The sequence below is a fragment of the Mesorhizobium sp. M0954 genome (assembly GCF_040319155.1).
Taxonomy (GTDB): Bacteria; Pseudomonadota; Alphaproteobacteria; order Rhizobiales; family Rhizobiaceae; genus Mesorhizobium.
Genome location: NZ_JAMYNR010000024.1, coordinates 44,352 through 59,318, shown reverse-complemented (window position 1 = coordinate 59,318; position 14,967 = coordinate 44,352). Strand labels below are relative to the sequence as shown.

The window sequence follows — 14,967 nt, the reverse complement described above, 5'->3', positions numbered from 1 at the left end:
GCATCAGCGATCGTTAAAGATCCGGGTGATGGATGAGAATCTCGGCGGCATCCGTGTCGTGCGTGCCTTCGCCGCGCAGCCGCACGAGCTGGAAAAGTTCGACCGCGCCAAGCAGGACGCGCCTTGATCTCGCCAATGAGCGCGTCGACATCCGTGTCGGCAACACCAGCGCCATGAATTTCTCGTTCCTGACCGCCATGGGCCTGGTGCTCTGGTTCGGTGGCCAGAAAGTGATCGCAGGTCAAATCAGCGTCGGCACGCTGGCCCTGTTGCTCACCTTCATGACCATTCTGCAGATGCCGGTGCGCCAGCTCGGATTGATGGTCAACTCGTTCGCGCGCGCCTCGACCTGCGGCACGCGGCTGTTCGAGTTGCTCGACGCCGAACTTGACATCGAGGACGCGGCGGGCGCCAGGGATCTCGTCGTCACCGACGGCGTGCTGCGCTTCGACAATGTCGGTTTCTGCTACGCGGGCTCGGGCGGCCGCCCGACGCTCTCCGGCATCTCCTTCGAGGCGAGCAATGCCTCGCCGTCTAGGCAAGGCGAATGCTCCGGACTTCCCAGCCTTTCTTGCCTTGCCCGCATTCGACAAACACCTTCTGTCCCGCCACCAGCACGCTGAGCCCTGAGCGCGTCAGGGCGCTGGCATGAACGAAGACGTCCTTCTCACCGTTGTCAGGAGCAATGAAGCCGAAGCCCTTTTCGGGTTTGTACCACTTGACCGTGCCCCCGCTCTCCAGCTGCGCACCGGTTTCAACGAAGGTCCCTCCAGCGACGCGCGTATGTGACGGAGTTTTCGCGCGGTGATCGCCGATCTCCAGCACCTGCGCGACTTGATGACCTTTTGGACATTTTTCGACCGTGATCTTGAGAGGCGTTCCCGCGGCAACATCCCGGCTTCCGGCCGCCTCTAACACTCGCACGTGCAGATAGGCCTCCGTGCCGTCCGACAGTTTGACGAAGCCAAAACCCTTGCTGACTGTGAACCACAATACCTCCGCATCGACAGGATCTGCCGTCACGGTCGGCGGGCGCTGAAAATAGCTTGGCTCGGAAGTCCGTTCCGAAAAGGAAACGGGGTCATCGTCATAGCGATGCCGGCGTGGCTCGCGATGGTCTCGATATTTGCCCATGATCATCTCGACTGGCATGGATGGCGCACTGCGCTACCGTCAAGATAATCTCAATCGGGCGCGCGTTTATGACAAAAAGGCCGTGAAGACCGCAGCTGTGCCCGGCCTATCGGCCGAACCCTTTGAAACTAGATTCATTTCCCCTGAAACAATAGTGCCGGCGAGTCGATTTACTGACTCGCATAGGTTGTGTTGGAGTGAGAGTGCGATGATGCTGGCGCGGGCGCACTGGAAGGGCTTTCTCAGGCATTGCGGAAAGCCTGCTCCGGGTTTCTTCAAAAGGAACCGAACGGCGGGTCGATGACCATTTGCGCCGGCTCCAGGCCACGGCGCAGGCCTGACCGTGCATGATCATCATCTCCAGCGTCACGCCCAGCGTCGACGCCAAGCCGTGGAGAACCATGCCGCGCTGTCGCCGACGAGAACAACGTCGCAATGTCGATCGACGAGCTTTGAATCGGCGCGCTCAATGGGCCTCCTTCCCCAAGCACGGATGTCGCGTTGGCACTTTTTATGCAGCTGCGAACAGCTAAAATCGCCACGACGGGTGGTGTTGACGCGCCGACAATTATCAGACAAAAACGGAATTCAATCGGTTCAGCCGCCTACGCGGCAGGGCTCTGCTCAACAACGTCGGGGACCATGGACGATCGCGCAAAAGGGATTAGGAAAGGCGGAGCTGGAGGCAAGGCCAACGACGTCAATGCGGACTTAATCGCCGTTGTGGTCGCCATGGACAGCAGCGCCCCCTGCGTTCTGACCATCCCGCAGGCAAACGCCCTGCCCTCGGGCCCGTTCGAGCTTGCTCACCGTTCGCTGCAGTCGGGCCTCAGGGGATGGGTGGAACAACAGACCGGCCAGCCGCTCGGCTATATCGAACAGCTCTACACCTTCGCCGATCGCGACAGGGTTGGCGCTGACGACCGCGTGGTCTCTATCAGCTATCTGGCGCTCACCCACCAAGACGAAGCTGGCGACCCGGCCGGGCGACACTGGGGAAGCTGGTACGACTATTTCCCGTGGGAGGATCACCGCTCCGGCACACCGGCGGTCGTGTTGGACGAATTGCGGCCGCGCCTGATGGAATGGGCGGATGGCACTGACGACGGTACGACACGCCTCGACCGACGACGGCGGGCGGCGATCGCCTTCGGCTTTGACGACCGCCATTGGAACGAGGAACTCGCGCTTCAACGTTATGAGCTGCTTTACGAAGCCGCCCTGGTGGAGGAAGCAATACGCGCCGGACATTCCGCTGCGCCCACCTCGGTGTCGGGCAGATCGATGATCGCCGATCATCGTCGCATCCTGGCGACCGGCATTGCGCGGCTGCGCTCCAAGATCAAATACCGGCCGGTCGTATTCGAACTGATGCCGCCGGTCTTCACGCTTTTGCAGCTGCAGCGCACCGTGGAGGCGCTTGCCGGCAGGCTCGTGCGTAAGCCGAACTTTCGCCGGCTGATCGAGCAGCAGGAGCTGGTCGAGGAGACCGGTGAGACAACCGCGGAAACCGGCGGCCGGCCGGCGCAACTTTATCGCTTCCGTCACGCCGTTCTCGACGAGAGGGTGATAGCCGGAACAAAATTGCCGCTCTCGCGGGCTTGACCCGCCTTGCGCCAGCAGCCCTGACGATGTCGCGGACGGCTTGGCCCTCGTGAGAACCGGGATTGTCGAGAATGACGATGTCGCCCGGCTTCAGTGTTTTGTTGAGTTCGGTTTCGACATAGACGCGAAAGGCCTGCGTATTGATGGATCCGTCAATGACCCAAGGCGCCTCCACCCGATCATGCCGCAGCGCGGTAATGAAGGTCATCGTCTTCCAATGGCCATATGGTGCGTGGGCCATCAGCCGCTTGCCGCGCACACCCCAGCCGCGCAACGGCGCCATGTTGGTCTTGACCCATGTTTCATCCAGGGAGACCAGGCGCGTAGGGTCAATGCGGGTCTGATAGCGCATCCATACGCACGCCGGCGCATCAGCTTTGGCTTGAGCTGCTCGGCCGGCAGAACGGTTTTCTTGAAGCTCTTGCCCTCGCGGTGCAGGAAGCGACCGACGCTCGCAGGAGACCACGTTCAGCCAGTGCCGCCGTCAATTGATGAAGCGTCATGTTGGCATCTCGCTCAACCTCGCCCAGGACGAAAGCACGGTGCTTCCCGTCGATCAGATAGGGCCGATGACCGCCCATCTTGCCGGGTGCCGCACTGCCAAGGCGACGCTTGCGGCCTCGGGCGTTTCCTGGGCGAAGGCGGTGGCGATGAAAGCCGAGACGACGCCACAGACTGGGCTGGCGGATAGTAGTTCGCGAGTCAGCCACGGTAGCGGTCGCTACGAACCGCGCAGCACTTTGTCATCAGTACATTCCGTCCCATGCCTGAAATGAGCAGTGCAGCCATGTCGCCTCCTCCGCAGTCACCGTGGCGAAAGCAATCCTTCCGCTGCCACACGGACCTAATGTCGCCTGGCACTAGCTTGCTTCAGCAAACCACTTAGCGCAATTCTCAGGAGCTACCGTGCCCGCACCGCAGGCGAGGTCCGGGGAGGCTTGCTCACTCAGTTTGCCATTCTGGAAAGTCGCGTTCTTGCCAACGCGCATATTCGAGATATTCTCTCGCAATCGCCTCTACAAGATCTTGTTGGAGCTCTTTGCGAAGGCACGGCATTTCGCTGATTGCCAAGCTGTGCTCTCTCGCAAAATGAATGGCGCAACGATATCCGTCAACGTCTTCCAAAGTGGGACGGACTGCATCTTCCTTCCACTGATCCGCAAGTTCCTGCAGCAATGAAGGTTGTCCTTCTCTTGTGACAAACATGTCTGTGACCCGACGCTTGGCTCTCTCCAGAAAGGCGTCCGAGTTGCCGAGCCGCAACCGCCTTACATGCCACCGAAAAGCGCCATCCCAATGCTGACTTCGCGCCATTAAATTGAGAAGGGAGATCGAACCGCCTTCGAGGATGAGCCCCGGCTGGGAACTACGCTCATCCACTTGCATTATCAGCTTACGATGGGCGGTCTCGGCGTCAATGATGCCCGCGGTTAGCGGGCGCGAATCCAAGTAGATCCGCTGGGTAGATTGCAGTTCGGAATCCGAGGGACGCCCGCTGCCGGTGGCGATTTGAGGACAGCATTGTACACGATCCAGCGCAATGACCGGCCATCCGGTCTCTCGTGCAATTTGGATTGCCGCGTCTGTTTTGCCGCTGCAGGTCGGCCCGTAAATCAAATAGATTAGCATGTGTATGCCGCTTAGTTTATCGGAACTAACCGCCCCCCAAGCACAAGATACTCGGTAGGCTTTCACCGGACTTGTCGCAAATATTTTGACAAGCGGCGATTATGCCCTGAAACGACGCCATTTTCGAACTTTGTGAAGTCCGAAAGGGCGCAAGCAGCCCGTTCTGGTCGTTCAGTCCAGTCACCAACGCCTCTGTTTGACGTTTGACGACGGTCCACTTTGCACATCTCATGCCGACTGTGACGCAACGCGGCACCGCAGGATGGTGACCTCGTTGTCTCCGGCAAAAGATCCTTGCGCGTCTTGGGTTAATCGAGGCGGCGGCGCACGGGCGCCTTATTGTCTCGGAACATGGCCAGGAAGGCGGCTGATCAACAAAAGTGGAAGACGGTGTCCCGGCGACCTCACCGATTTGTGAGGCGACCGAGGATCTGCCCGACATCGTCGATCTCGTCCTCGAGGTGGGCCGTGTGCCGGCCGCGCCGCCAAAGCCTCCTCCCCTGCCGGTCCGGCTGGAAGCCTCGTCGAAACGGCACAGGAGTACACCAAAGCCGCCAGCGCGCAAACACACAGACCGCCGGCGCCAAGGATTTGGCGCTTTTTGCGTGGCGTCCGCTCCGATCTTCCGGAAGGGGAGCTGGCTGCGGTTTTCTGGGCACTCGCTGCGCATCGCCGCTGCGCAACGCCGAACTGGACATCGAGCGGCTACGCGATGAACCGCATGGTCTGCCATTGTGAGGCTCTTGCTCGACACTAATGGCCTCTCCGAGGTGACGAGGCCGAGCCCTGACGCGCGCGTGCTGGAATGGATGACGGGCTCGATGAAGACCGCTCATTTATCAGGTTGTGTCAATCGCCGAGATCCGGCGCGGCGCTGCCCTCATAGACAAAGGTCGGAAACGTGACGCACTGGCCGGATGGCTCGCCCGGGACTGCCGCAGCGCTTCGAGCCGAGAGTCCGGCCCGTGGACGAACTGGTTGCCCTGGCCTGGGGCGACCTGACGGGCCTCGCGAAGCGGCGTGGCCGCGGTCTGTCATCGATGGACGGGCTGATTGCAGCCACCGCGATTTCCTGACCCATCACATGGCGGGGATATTCATGCGCTGACGGCGAAACACCCAGATGTCCCGCACCTACCACGATCAATATGGAAACGCCTCGGTGGCAGCCACGAGGTCGATGTCATTGAAGATGAGATGAAATAGGCGGATCAGCTCTGCTTTTCGCATCCTTGACGCGCGCTTCATGACAGGCCTCGGCCAAGGGCGTCGAGTTTAGCTTCCGGTTGGATGCTTGCCCTCACCTGTGGCGATGCTTACGGCCATCCCGATCGAGAAAAGCATCGAACGCGGCAGCGACAGCGCGAATTACAAAGCGATGCTCCCGCCGTACGCGGACAAAACCGTTTTCGAAGTCCACTATCCCGTCCTCGGCCAGCATCGCCAAGCGTTCAGCTGAATCGAGAAGACGGATCGGATCAGATCCGTGGGCGGCACAGATTGCCTGCACATCGGCCTCGAGATCGCACATTAGTCGCTCGATAATTGCGGCTCGCACGCGGTCGTCGTCGGTGAGGCGATAGCCCTTTGACGTCGCCAGACGGCCAGCTGCGATGTGCTGGATGTAGGAATCCCGTGTAACTTCGTTTTGGACGTACCCCTCGCCGACGCGGCCGATAGCCGACGCGCCGAAACCGATCAGGGTTCTGCAGGTGGTGGCCGAGTAGCCCAGCGAGTTACGCCGCAGGCGACCCGTTTTCTGTGCCAGCGCGAGCTCGTCGTCCGGCAAGGCGAAATGGTCAAGCCCGATCTCGCGGTAGCCGGCGGCAATCAGCGTCGCGGCCACGGCCGCATACTGTTCGGCGCGGGCAGCGCTGCCCGGAAGAACTGCCTCCTCGATGAGGCGCTGATTCTTTATAAGCGACGGGATGTGCGCATAGCCGAACACCGCAAGCCGGTCGGGGCGCATTGCGACCGCCGCCCTCGCGGTCTCGACGCAGGACTGCACCGTTTGATGCGGGAGACCGAAGATGAGGTCGAAGTTGATGCGGCTTACTCCCTGCCGGCGCAGCATTTCCACGGCAGCCGACGTCTGCGCCTCACTCTGAACCCGGTTGATTGCTTTTTGAACAATGGGATCGAAGCTCTGCACGCCGAGACTCACACGGTTCACGCCGGCTGCTCCTAAGGCCTCGGCCATCTCGGCCGTGAACGTGCGCGGATCAATCTCGACGGCAACCGTAGCTGTTTTCGTGAGAGCGAAGCGGCGTCGCAGGAACTCCATTAGAGCCAGGAACTCGGCTGGTCCTATGAGAGACGGCGTTCCGCCGCCGAAATGCATGTCGCTCACGGGCAGCGTCTGCGGCGCTCGCTCCGAGACCAAACGGATCTCGTCACGCAGGGCCGCCAGATAGTTGAGGATCGGCGCATCATGGCGGGTGATGGTGGTGGGGAAGCCACAATACCAGCAAGCTGATCGGCAGAACGGAACGTGGAAATAGAGCGACACCGGATCGTCAGCCGGCAGGTTCCTGAGCCATTCCTCATAAGCCTCGGCGCCGACCGCCCCAGAGAACTCTGACACAGTCGGATAGATAGTGTACCAAGGCAGGCCGGCCTCGCGATATTTTGTGGTCTGCAACAGTTACCGTCCCATGCTGATAACCGCCAACCTTACCGCTGCGCTCGCCTGTGTCTTTGCGCTATGTCAGTCCGTTCCGCTTTGGGCTCGAAACTTGTATTTCTCAGCAATAGCGGCCGTTCAGTCTTGGCTGGACGGTCAGCGACTGGCCATGGCTGTTCCCGCCGCGACCCTCACGCGCACCGTTTGGTTCCACCATCCCTTCCCTTCAGCCTGCGCCTGGTCGAGTAGATTCTGCTGAGCGCGGCTGCCGCATCCAACGAGATAACACGGCGTTGGGACCAGACTTTGCTCGCCAGCTAGCGCAGCCCCATAGTGATCTCTGGCATCTCGATGAGCTCGTTGTGTGAATTGCTGGCAAGAAGCATTAGCTGTGGCGCGCCGTCTATCAGGACGAGAGGCTGCTCGACGCGACCGTCAGGTCGGCCGCAATGCCAAGGCCGGCGCGCCTACTGACTCCGTGGTGGAGGCAAGGCTGCGCGTCAGCGCGTGATTACCGATCATCGCGCTCGCCAAAATGACGGCGTCGTACCGAGCGGTGCCGCCGCATGATGTCTCAACGTCGGGGCTCACAGCAAACAAAGCTGTCGCCATTGAACGAAACTGTCGCGAAGCGAACAGACGAACCGTAGCCGAAACGTTTGCCGTCCGTGCTTGGGTTGATCCGCAAGGCAAAAAGGAAGGAAGAGCGAACCAAGGTCCGCCGGCACACTTGAGCTTCAAGCCGCAGCTGCGTCGTCAGGATGGCACGTCATTTGCAGTAGAAGCCTTTGTGACGGCCCGCCCACAACTAGCGGAGATGACGGCGATGATTTGTACAGAAATGTTGGATGGCGTCGTTTCGGCGATTATTATATTTGGAATAACAATCTCATATTTGTAACAATAACACTCAATCATATTCTCAATTTCTGATGAATATCTGGCGTGACGAGCGCATCAAAACTGCTCAAATTCAACTCAATGCGCATCGTTATCGACTGTTTCCTTAGCAAGAGTTCATCACTGACGTCCATTCCTTTTACTCTTTGAACGGAGATCAACAATGAACATTAGGAGCCTCCTCCTCGGCTCAACTGCGGCACTGATTGCCATTTCCGACGCTCGCGCCGTGACCGCCGTTGCCGAGCCTGACCCGACTGAGTACGTTAAAGTCTGCGACGTCTACGGCTCGGGCTACGTCTACATTTCAGGCACTGAGACCTGCGTGCGCATCGGCGGCTATGTCCGTTACGACGTCGGCTTGGGCCATGTCGGATTGGTTGATCACGCAAGAACCTCGGATGTGAGGACTGGTGAGCATCAGGGCACATGGCAAAACAACACGCGCTTCACATTGAAAACTTGGACCGGCCAGGAGACCGAACTCGGCACGTTGAAGACCTACACCGAAACCCGCATGAACTTCGGCAACCGCCACACTTCGGTTTCGGACAGTTCTCGGTCCCATGCCTTCAACGGAGACAGCACCTTGACTTTCGCCTGGATTCAGCTTGGTGGCCTCCGAGTTGGTAAGGACTGGTCGGCCTTCGACATGTTTATTGGCGGCGCGGGTGACGTACTCAACCAGACGCCGGTTCCGTACGGCGCTTTCGATACCAATGTGGTTCAGTACTACTTCGACGCCGGGAACGGCTTTTCGGCCGTGGTTTCGCTCGAAGAAGGCTCGGGCGTGGTCGGCACAATCGACAGCTACGCACCGCACGTAGTCGGCGGCTTGAAATACACACATGGTTGGGGCGCGATCACCGGCGTTGCCGCTTATGATAGCAACTACGAATCGGTGGCCGCCAAGGTCCGTGTCGACATCAATGTCACCAACGAACTGTTGCTGTTCGGAATGCTCGGCTACGGTTCCAACGGCAAGCTCAACGACGACTCCACGAACGCCATCGACGCTCATGGTCGCGGCTTCTATAAGAGTTGGGGCGGGAACTGGGCTTTCTGGGCTGGCGCCACTTACAAGCTCAACGAGACAACTTCGTTCAACCTTCAGCTCTCCGGTGATCAGCTCAAGAACCATGGTGTCGCTGCAAACGTCGCCTATGCGTTTCTTCCAGATTTCACAGTTACGGCGGAACTCGACTATGGCCGCTACGGCAACTTCGCCGTCGGCAAGGTGGACGCTTCCAACGTGAACTGGACCAACGCCAACAAGAAGAGCAGTGTCGGCGGAATCCTGCGTTTCGAACGCTCATTCTAACGGATGAAAGGGCGCTGAGGCAGGCGTCGCATGTACTTGTCGTCGGCGGATCGGACTCCAGTGGGGGTGCCGGAATCGCGCGCGATATCGAGACGCTCTCCTCCATGGGCGTGCGCAGCTGCCTTGCCGTCACTGCGGTGACGGTGCAAACACACGACAGCGTCACGGACATCCTTCATCTGCAACCCGGTCTGGTGGCCGATCAGATGCGTGCAGCGATCTCGCGGGCGTCGCGGCGTAGTGAGCGCGGGCGCGGCCGTGATGATCGTGGCGGGAGGGAGAGGTAAGGAGCGTCTTTCCTTTGAGAATTCGCGTTTACGGGTACCCACGATGCACAACGGGCGAGTTTTTCAAAGAGGCGCGTCCTCCTTCGAAGCGCTTCGGAGGGCCAGGCTCTAGGCTCGCCCCGAGCCCCTGCGTAGCCTGCGGGGGAGCTGGGTCTCGGCCCATCCGGGTAACGATCCTTCGCGCGGCTATGGAAACGATCGCATTTCCCGATTATCGCATAAAAAACTTGTTATCGCACGACTTAAAAAACTTGCAACTCCACAGCATCATTGACTTGTCGCCTATCAGCACTATATACTTGTAATCGCACAGCTCTAAAAAAGTTGCAAAGGCACGGCCATGGCCAAGCCCCATGAAAAACTCGCTGTATCACTGGCCGTCCTCAAAGAGCTGCAGGAGGGTGGGCGGCGCATATTCAAATCAGATGAGCTGACCCGCGTCCACCGGGAGCGGCTGCTGCAGAACGGGTTCCTGCGCGATGTTATCAAAGGCTGGCTCATGTCGACCGGCCCGCAGGCACGGCAGCAAGACACCACCCCTTGGTACGCGAGCTTCTGGGAGTTCTGCTCCCTTTACTGCAATGACCGGTTCGGCAAGGACTGGTTCCTCTCACCGGAGCAGTCGCTGCTTCTGCACGCGGAAGCGCCCACTATTCCGCCTCAGGTGGTGGTGAACACCCCCAAAGGCACGAATAACAAAATCGACCTGCTGTTCGGCACTTCGCTCTATGACCTCAAGGTCAAGGAGATGCCGGCCGAACTGACAGAGAAAAACGGCCAGCGCGTGTTCACTGTCGAGGCCGCCCTTACCCGGGTGCCGGAAGCGTTCTTCCAGCGCGCCCCTATCGAGATGCAGATCGCCATGGCGTCGGTGCGCGACGTATCAACCGTTCTGGCCCTGCTGCTTGATGGCGGCCATTCCGCCGTGGCGGGACGGCTTGCGGGGGCCTTCCGTCGCGTAGGACGCGACTCTTTTGCCGATGAAATCGTGGCCGCCTTCAAAGCCGCCGGCTATGACGTGCGCGAATCCGATCCGTTCGCGGGACAAATTGGACTGACAACTATTGCGGCGGGCGTACCGCCGTTGGTCGCCCGCCTGCGCGCGATCTGGCAATCGCAGCGCGAAGCCATCATCGAGATATTCCCGAAGGCACCCGGACTGCCGTCCGACAAAGACGCCTATATGAAGTTCGTCGAGGATATCTACGAAAGCGACGCCTACCATTCGCTGTCGATAGAAGGGTACAGCGTCACCCCGGAACTCATCGACCGGGTGCGCGAGGGGAGCTGGAATCCGGAGATTGATGAAGAGGACCGCAAGAACCGAGATGCGCTTGCCGCGCGTGGCTACTACCTCGCATTCCAGAAGGTCAAAGACTCTGTTGCCGCGATCATCAACGGCAAGCCAGCCGGCGCGTTGACGCGGGACACTCACCGGGAGTGGTACCGGGAGCTGTTCGCGCCGTCAGTGACCGCCGGCATCCTCAAAGCCAGCGCGCTTGCGGGATATCGCAATCACCCTGTGTACCTGCGCGGCTCGCAGCACGTACCGCCGCGTACCGAAGCGGTGGCCGATGGTATGAATGAGCTGTTCGACCTGCTGGAGGCGGAGAAGGAGGCCTCCGTGCGTGCCGTGCTGGGGCATTGGCTTGTGGGCTATGTGCACCCCTATCCGGACGGCAACGGACGAATAGCGCGGTTCCTCATGAACGCGATGCTGGCTTCAGGCGGTTACCCCTGGACAGTCGTCAGAGTCGATGACCGGAAGGCCTACCTCGCAGGGCTGGAGGAGGCGAGCGGCAATATGAATGTGAAAACGTTCGCCGCCTTTCTCGCCGAACGGGTGAAGTGGTCTATGGAGAAGGCGGCGTGAGGTCGGTGGTGTGCCATGTTTAACTTGCTTGTCTCGGGCCACGGCGAGTGGTGGGAAACGCCGCCGTTCACGTCAACCATTGACCGGTTCAAGGAATCTAGCGGCGCCGAGGCCGAGGCTATCGACCTCGCGCCCTGAAACATTGCGCCGGCTGGAGGAAATCCCGGCGCTTTTGATGTACGAAGTCGGGGCGGGAGGCCCGCACGCGCGCGTGGTCCGGCACAGCCGCATACGCAATATCGTTCGGCGCGGACACGAACTGGCCTTCACCTTCGAGCCCGATCCGAAACATGCCTTTCTCGACCGGTCAGCGGTGTTGAGAATTGCGGACCGGCTGGGCATTCAACAGTTCAAACAGCACCGTACGCACTGGGCGATCAAGGATGGTGACATTCCGGCCGAGCTGATTGCCACCAGCACCGCTGAACGGGCGCAGCGCACCGTTGCCGTGGTTGCGGCAGAATATGTAGAAGCGCGCCGCGAGGGACGAAGGAGAGAAGCTGCCGAACTGGCCGAAGAACTGGAGGATTTTCCTCCCTCGCTGGAGAAAGCACTGTCGCTCGTGCCGGCGCGTATCCTTCAGCAGCCGACACCCGAAATTATACCCGATCCTTGGGATAGAGCCCCGCACGCCCGAAGGCCGCAACGCCGTCGTGGCCGTCGTCGCAAGGGATCACAATGGGCAGGACTTGCCTACCGACTGGTCTTATTCGCTGGCGTGGTTCCTGGACCTTTACGGCAGCGCGACGGAAGCGGGGCGCCTTGACGGCGCGCTGGCCGAATGCGCAACGCATATGATCGCGCTCGGCACTGGCGAGGGAGAAGCCGCCGCCCCGGTTGAAGATATCGGCTACGCACTCTGGCGCTGTTCGCGAAGCCCGAAACTTATCGGCGATCTGCGCCGGGAATCGCTGAGATAGCGCAGGAGGTTTTGTCGCTTACCAAAATCAACTGGAACTCGACCCAGATCAATCAGAAGCTTCCCATTCCCATTCTAGCAGCCAGAAGAGTGGGTGAGCTTTTTGAAATATCTATCCGAGGAATCGATAAGCTCAGACTATCGCAAGTATACATAGTTTTTTCTGTATATGGTCTGCTTGGCTGCAGGCAAAGAGCCCCGGATAAACTTCAGCACGAAAGCAGAATTGAATGAAGGTGGACTACACGGAGTTCTCATTTGGGTATGCCTTCACCGAAAACCTTATCCGTCATCGTCAGCCGCACCTGTAGGCGCGCCGGTCTTTCCAAACCTCATACAGGAGGGGCATTCTGGCTTTGACATCCGCATCAATTTCCCAGGGGTTCCGCTGTTTTTCCAGTACAAGCTTCCGGAGCTGATGAAGCGAGGAACTGCGTTTGAGATTGCGAGCGGACATTGTCCCGGTTTGTCGATACCATTTTTTCGGATTGCGATGATGCGCAGGGATGTGTCGCGTCAGCATGAACTGCTTCTTCGGCTTGAGGCGCGCTATCCGTCAAACGTCTTCTATGCGGCTCCTTGTACTGCAAACATCAGCGATTTCGACCGCTCTTATAATGGAGCAACCGTAGCACGGCAGTCCATTTTCGTCTCACCAGGGGATATTGGGCCCTTGCCAGACGACAAAGCGTACAGCCTTGCCTATAAACCTGGACTGGCAACTGGATATTTTTGCTCGAAACCCAAGCCCACCAAAGTTCAAACATTTGATGATCTCGCTGCGCTCTTTAAGGAGCAGTTCGCCGAGAAGCGTTTTGCGGAAGTCGGCGAGGCGGCGCGTGAGATGCGCGAAAACGTACTTGAGCTTGCTTCGCCGTCAATGCGGCAAGCCGAACAGCTCATTGCTGAACGGGTCGGCGCGAGACGCATTCAGATTCTAGACGGCGCCGCCAGACCGCCCGAGGAAGAGCGCGCAGTCACTGACATTCTCGTAGCGCGGGAAATTGCGCGTGTCGATCTTGGCGTCGACCTGCTGGTGGCCCAACCACGCTAACGACATCATACCTCGCTGATTAGCCCAGCTTTCGTCTAGCAGGCTGTTGAAAAAGGCCCTCGCCACCGGACCGCAGCAATGATTCACTGGCTCCGAAGGGATTCGGAGGTGGCGAGTGCGCGGCGGCGACGATCGAACTGGCGAACTTTTCAGCTACGTGGACCTTGAGGTCCGGGTTCGGCGCAATCATCCATTGCGGGCGATCCGGACGATCGTGACTGAAGCCCTGTCGAGGCTGGAGCGTGAGTTCGCGGCGCTATATTCGCCGATCGGACGGCCATCTATCCCGCCGGAGAAGCTGCTCAGGGCGATGCTTTTGCAGGCGTTCTATTCGATCCGCTCGGAGCGGCTTTTGATGGAAGGGTTGGAATACGACCTCCTGTTCCGCTGGTTCGTCGGCATCGGCGTCGACGACGCAGCCTGGGACCATTAGGTGTTCTCCAAAAACCGTGACCGGCTGCTGGAGGGCGATATCGCGGCGAAGTTCCTGGCGGCCGTGCTGGCGCAACCCAAAGTCAAGAAGCTCCTGTCCACGGATCACTTCTCGGTCGACGGCACGCTGATCGAGGCCTGGGCTTCGATGAAGAGCGTCAAGCCAAAGGGCGGCCCAAGCGGCGGTCATGGCGAACCGCCGGCAGACGGCGGCGGACGCAATGCGGAAGCGGACTTCCACGGCGAGAGGCGATCGAACGAGACGCACACTCGACCACCGATCCCGACGCCAGGCTCTATCGCAAGGGACAAGACAAGGAGGCCAAGCTGTGCTTCATGGGGTATGGGCTGATGGAGAACCGTCACGGCCTGCTGGTCGATGCCTGCCTGACGCTGGCCGACGGACATGCCGAGCGAGTGGCCGCACTGCATATGATCGAACCCTGCGCCGACCCGCCGCAGGCGATCACGCTCGGCGCCGACAAGGCCTACGACGCTGAGGACTTCATCAACGAGTTGCGCTCAATGAAGGTGACGCCGCATGTAGCGCAGAATATCAGCGGCCGTCGTTCGGCGATCGATCGCCGCACCACGCGCCACGGTGGCTATGCCGTCAGCCAGCGCATCAGAAAGCGCATCGAAGAGGCGTTCGGCTGGATCAAAACCGTCGCTGGGCAGGAGAAGACCAAATTGCGCGGCCGCGACCGCGTTGGGTGGGCCTTCACCTTCGCGGCCGCCGCCTACAATCTGGTGCGGCTGCCCAAGCTCTTGGCGGCGTCGAAATGACCGTGCCCGCAGGCTGCCAACTGATCGGCCGCTGGCGGATCATCGAAGCCGATCTGTGGGATCGCGGTTACCTGAACCTCGGTGGACCCGCAACCATCGCCATCGGACCCGACAACAACGGCGAGATCGCCTTTGGCGCCCTGCAAGCCGGTCTCGAACTGAGCTACAGCCCCTCGATAGTTCACTTCACATGGGCCGGGTGTGACGAGATGGATGAAGTCACAGGCGACGGCTATGCCGAATTGCTCGACGACGGCTCGATCGAGATCACATTCGCCTACCACAACGGCGACGAGGCCATCCTCAAGGCAATACGTCAGACTTCTTCAACAGCCTGCTAGGCCACAGTTATGAGACTACGAACTACTTGGCCAGGAAGAAGATCAGATTGAAAGCGAACCTTC

Annotated in this window: 12 protein-coding genes and 6 pseudogenes; 13 read left to right on the top strand and 5 right to left on the bottom strand. The window is 59.7% G+C overall.

All coding sequences use genetic code 11. The features are described 5' to 3' along the window. Positions 1-10 precede the first annotated feature (10 nt). Positions 11-560, top strand: a pseudogene (locus NKH93_RS25980) (ABC transporter transmembrane domain-containing protein); the annotation flags it as partial. Here NKH93_RS25980 and NKH93_RS25975 read toward each other — a convergent pair. Together NKH93_RS25975 and NKH93_RS25970 are read right to left on the bottom strand one after the other, a co-directional pair. Next, positions 535-1,152 (bottom strand): cold-shock protein, encoded by a 618-nt coding sequence (locus NKH93_RS25975; RefSeq protein ID WP_352876128.1) that lies wholly within the window; start codon positions 1,150-1,152, stop codon positions 535-537. The pseudogene NKH93_RS25980 and the gene NKH93_RS25975 sit on opposite strands and share 26 nt — an antisense overlap. Before the next feature lie 260 nt (positions 1,153-1,412). Next, a pseudogene (locus tag NKH93_RS25970) lies at positions 1,413-1,590 on the bottom strand (3-methyl-2-oxobutanoate hydroxymethyltransferase); the annotation flags it as partial. A gap of 186 nt (positions 1,591-1,776) precedes the next feature. On the opposite strand from NKH93_RS25970, the gene NKH93_RS25965 reads away from it, so the two are divergent. Next, complete coding sequence (locus NKH93_RS25965) at positions 1,777-2,739, top strand: NUDIX hydrolase (RefSeq protein WP_352469024.1); 963 nt, start codon at positions 1,777-1,779, stop codon at positions 2,737-2,739. 7 nt (positions 2,740-2,746) lie between these two features. On the opposite strand, the pseudogene NKH93_RS25960 reads toward NKH93_RS25965, so the two are convergent. Continuing rightward, positions 2,747-3,073 (bottom strand): annotated as a pseudogene (locus NKH93_RS25960) (transposase); the annotation flags it as partial. Positions 3,074-3,230: 157 nt separating this feature from the next. Here NKH93_RS25960 and NKH93_RS25955 point away from each other — a divergent pair. Next, positions 3,231-3,515, top strand: coding sequence for a hypothetical protein (locus tag NKH93_RS25955; protein ID WP_352973285.1), 285 nt, complete (start codon positions 3,231-3,233; stop codon positions 3,513-3,515). A 166-nt stretch (positions 3,516-3,681) separates the two neighbouring features. On the opposite strand, the gene NKH93_RS25950 is transcribed toward NKH93_RS25955, so the two are convergent. Beyond that, positions 3,682-4,368, bottom strand: coding sequence for an isopentenyl transferase family protein (locus tag NKH93_RS25950; RefSeq protein ID WP_352474847.1), 687 nt, complete (start codon positions 4,366-4,368; stop codon positions 3,682-3,684). A gap of 734 nt (positions 4,369-5,102) precedes the next feature. Between NKH93_RS25950 and NKH93_RS25945 the strand changes: the two are divergent. Beyond that, a pseudogene (locus tag NKH93_RS25945) lies at positions 5,103-5,441 on the top strand (PIN domain-containing protein); the annotation flags it as partial. Between the two features lie 227 nt (positions 5,442-5,668). On the opposite strand, the gene hemN reads toward NKH93_RS25945, so the two are convergent. Beyond that, positions 5,669-7,009 carry an oxygen-independent coproporphyrinogen III oxidase gene (hemN, locus tag NKH93_RS25940; protein WP_352973281.1) on the bottom strand — a complete coding sequence of 447 codons (1,341 nt, stop codon included), beginning with the start codon at positions 7,007-7,009 and terminating at the stop codon, positions 5,669-5,671. A 517-nt stretch (positions 7,010-7,526) separates the two neighbouring features. Between hemN and NKH93_RS25935 the strand changes: the two genes are divergently transcribed. From NKH93_RS25935 to NKH93_RS25895, 9 genes and pseudogenes are all read left to right on the top strand, one after another. Further along, on the top strand, positions 7,527-7,892 hold the full coding sequence (locus tag NKH93_RS25935) for a hypothetical protein (RefSeq protein WP_352973275.1): 366 nt from the start codon (positions 7,527-7,529) through the stop codon (positions 7,890-7,892). A gap of 162 nt (positions 7,893-8,054) precedes the next feature. Beyond that, positions 8,055-9,212, top strand: coding sequence for a porin (locus tag NKH93_RS25930; protein WP_352973272.1), 1,158 nt, complete (start codon positions 8,055-8,057; stop codon positions 9,210-9,212). 14 nt (positions 9,213-9,226) lie between these two features. After that, positions 9,227-9,436, top strand: a pseudogene (locus tag NKH93_RS25925) (bifunctional hydroxymethylpyrimidine kinase/phosphomethylpyrimidine kinase); the annotation flags it as partial. A gap of 403 nt (positions 9,437-9,839) precedes the next feature. Further along, on the top strand, positions 9,840-11,372 hold the full coding sequence (locus NKH93_RS25920) for a Fic family protein (protein ID WP_352973269.1): 1,533 nt from the start codon (positions 9,840-9,842) through the stop codon (positions 11,370-11,372). Between the two features lie 15 nt (positions 11,373-11,387). Further along, on the top strand, positions 11,388-11,510 hold the full coding sequence (locus tag NKH93_RS25915) for a hypothetical protein (RefSeq protein ID WP_023679689.1): 123 nt from the start codon (positions 11,388-11,390) through the stop codon (positions 11,508-11,510). Positions 11,511-11,547: 37 nt separating this feature from the next. Next, complete coding sequence (locus NKH93_RS25910) at positions 11,548-12,138, top strand: hypothetical protein (RefSeq protein ID WP_352973262.1); 591 nt, start codon at positions 11,548-11,550, stop codon at positions 12,136-12,138. A gap of 331 nt (positions 12,139-12,469) precedes the next feature. After that, positions 12,470-13,345: a hypothetical protein gene (locus tag NKH93_RS25905; protein ID WP_352973253.1), complete on the top strand. Its 876-nt coding sequence runs from the start codon at positions 12,470-12,472 to the stop codon at positions 13,343-13,345. Positions 13,346-13,460: 115 nt separating this feature from the next. After that, positions 13,461-14,563, top strand: a pseudogene (locus tag NKH93_RS25900) (IS5 family transposase). Next, on the top strand, positions 14,560-14,904 hold the full coding sequence (locus tag NKH93_RS25895) for a hypothetical protein (protein WP_352622070.1): 345 nt from the start codon (positions 14,560-14,562) through the stop codon (positions 14,902-14,904). Before NKH93_RS25900 ends, NKH93_RS25895 begins: the two are co-directional and overlap by 4 nt. Positions 14,905-14,967 lie beyond the last annotated feature (63 nt).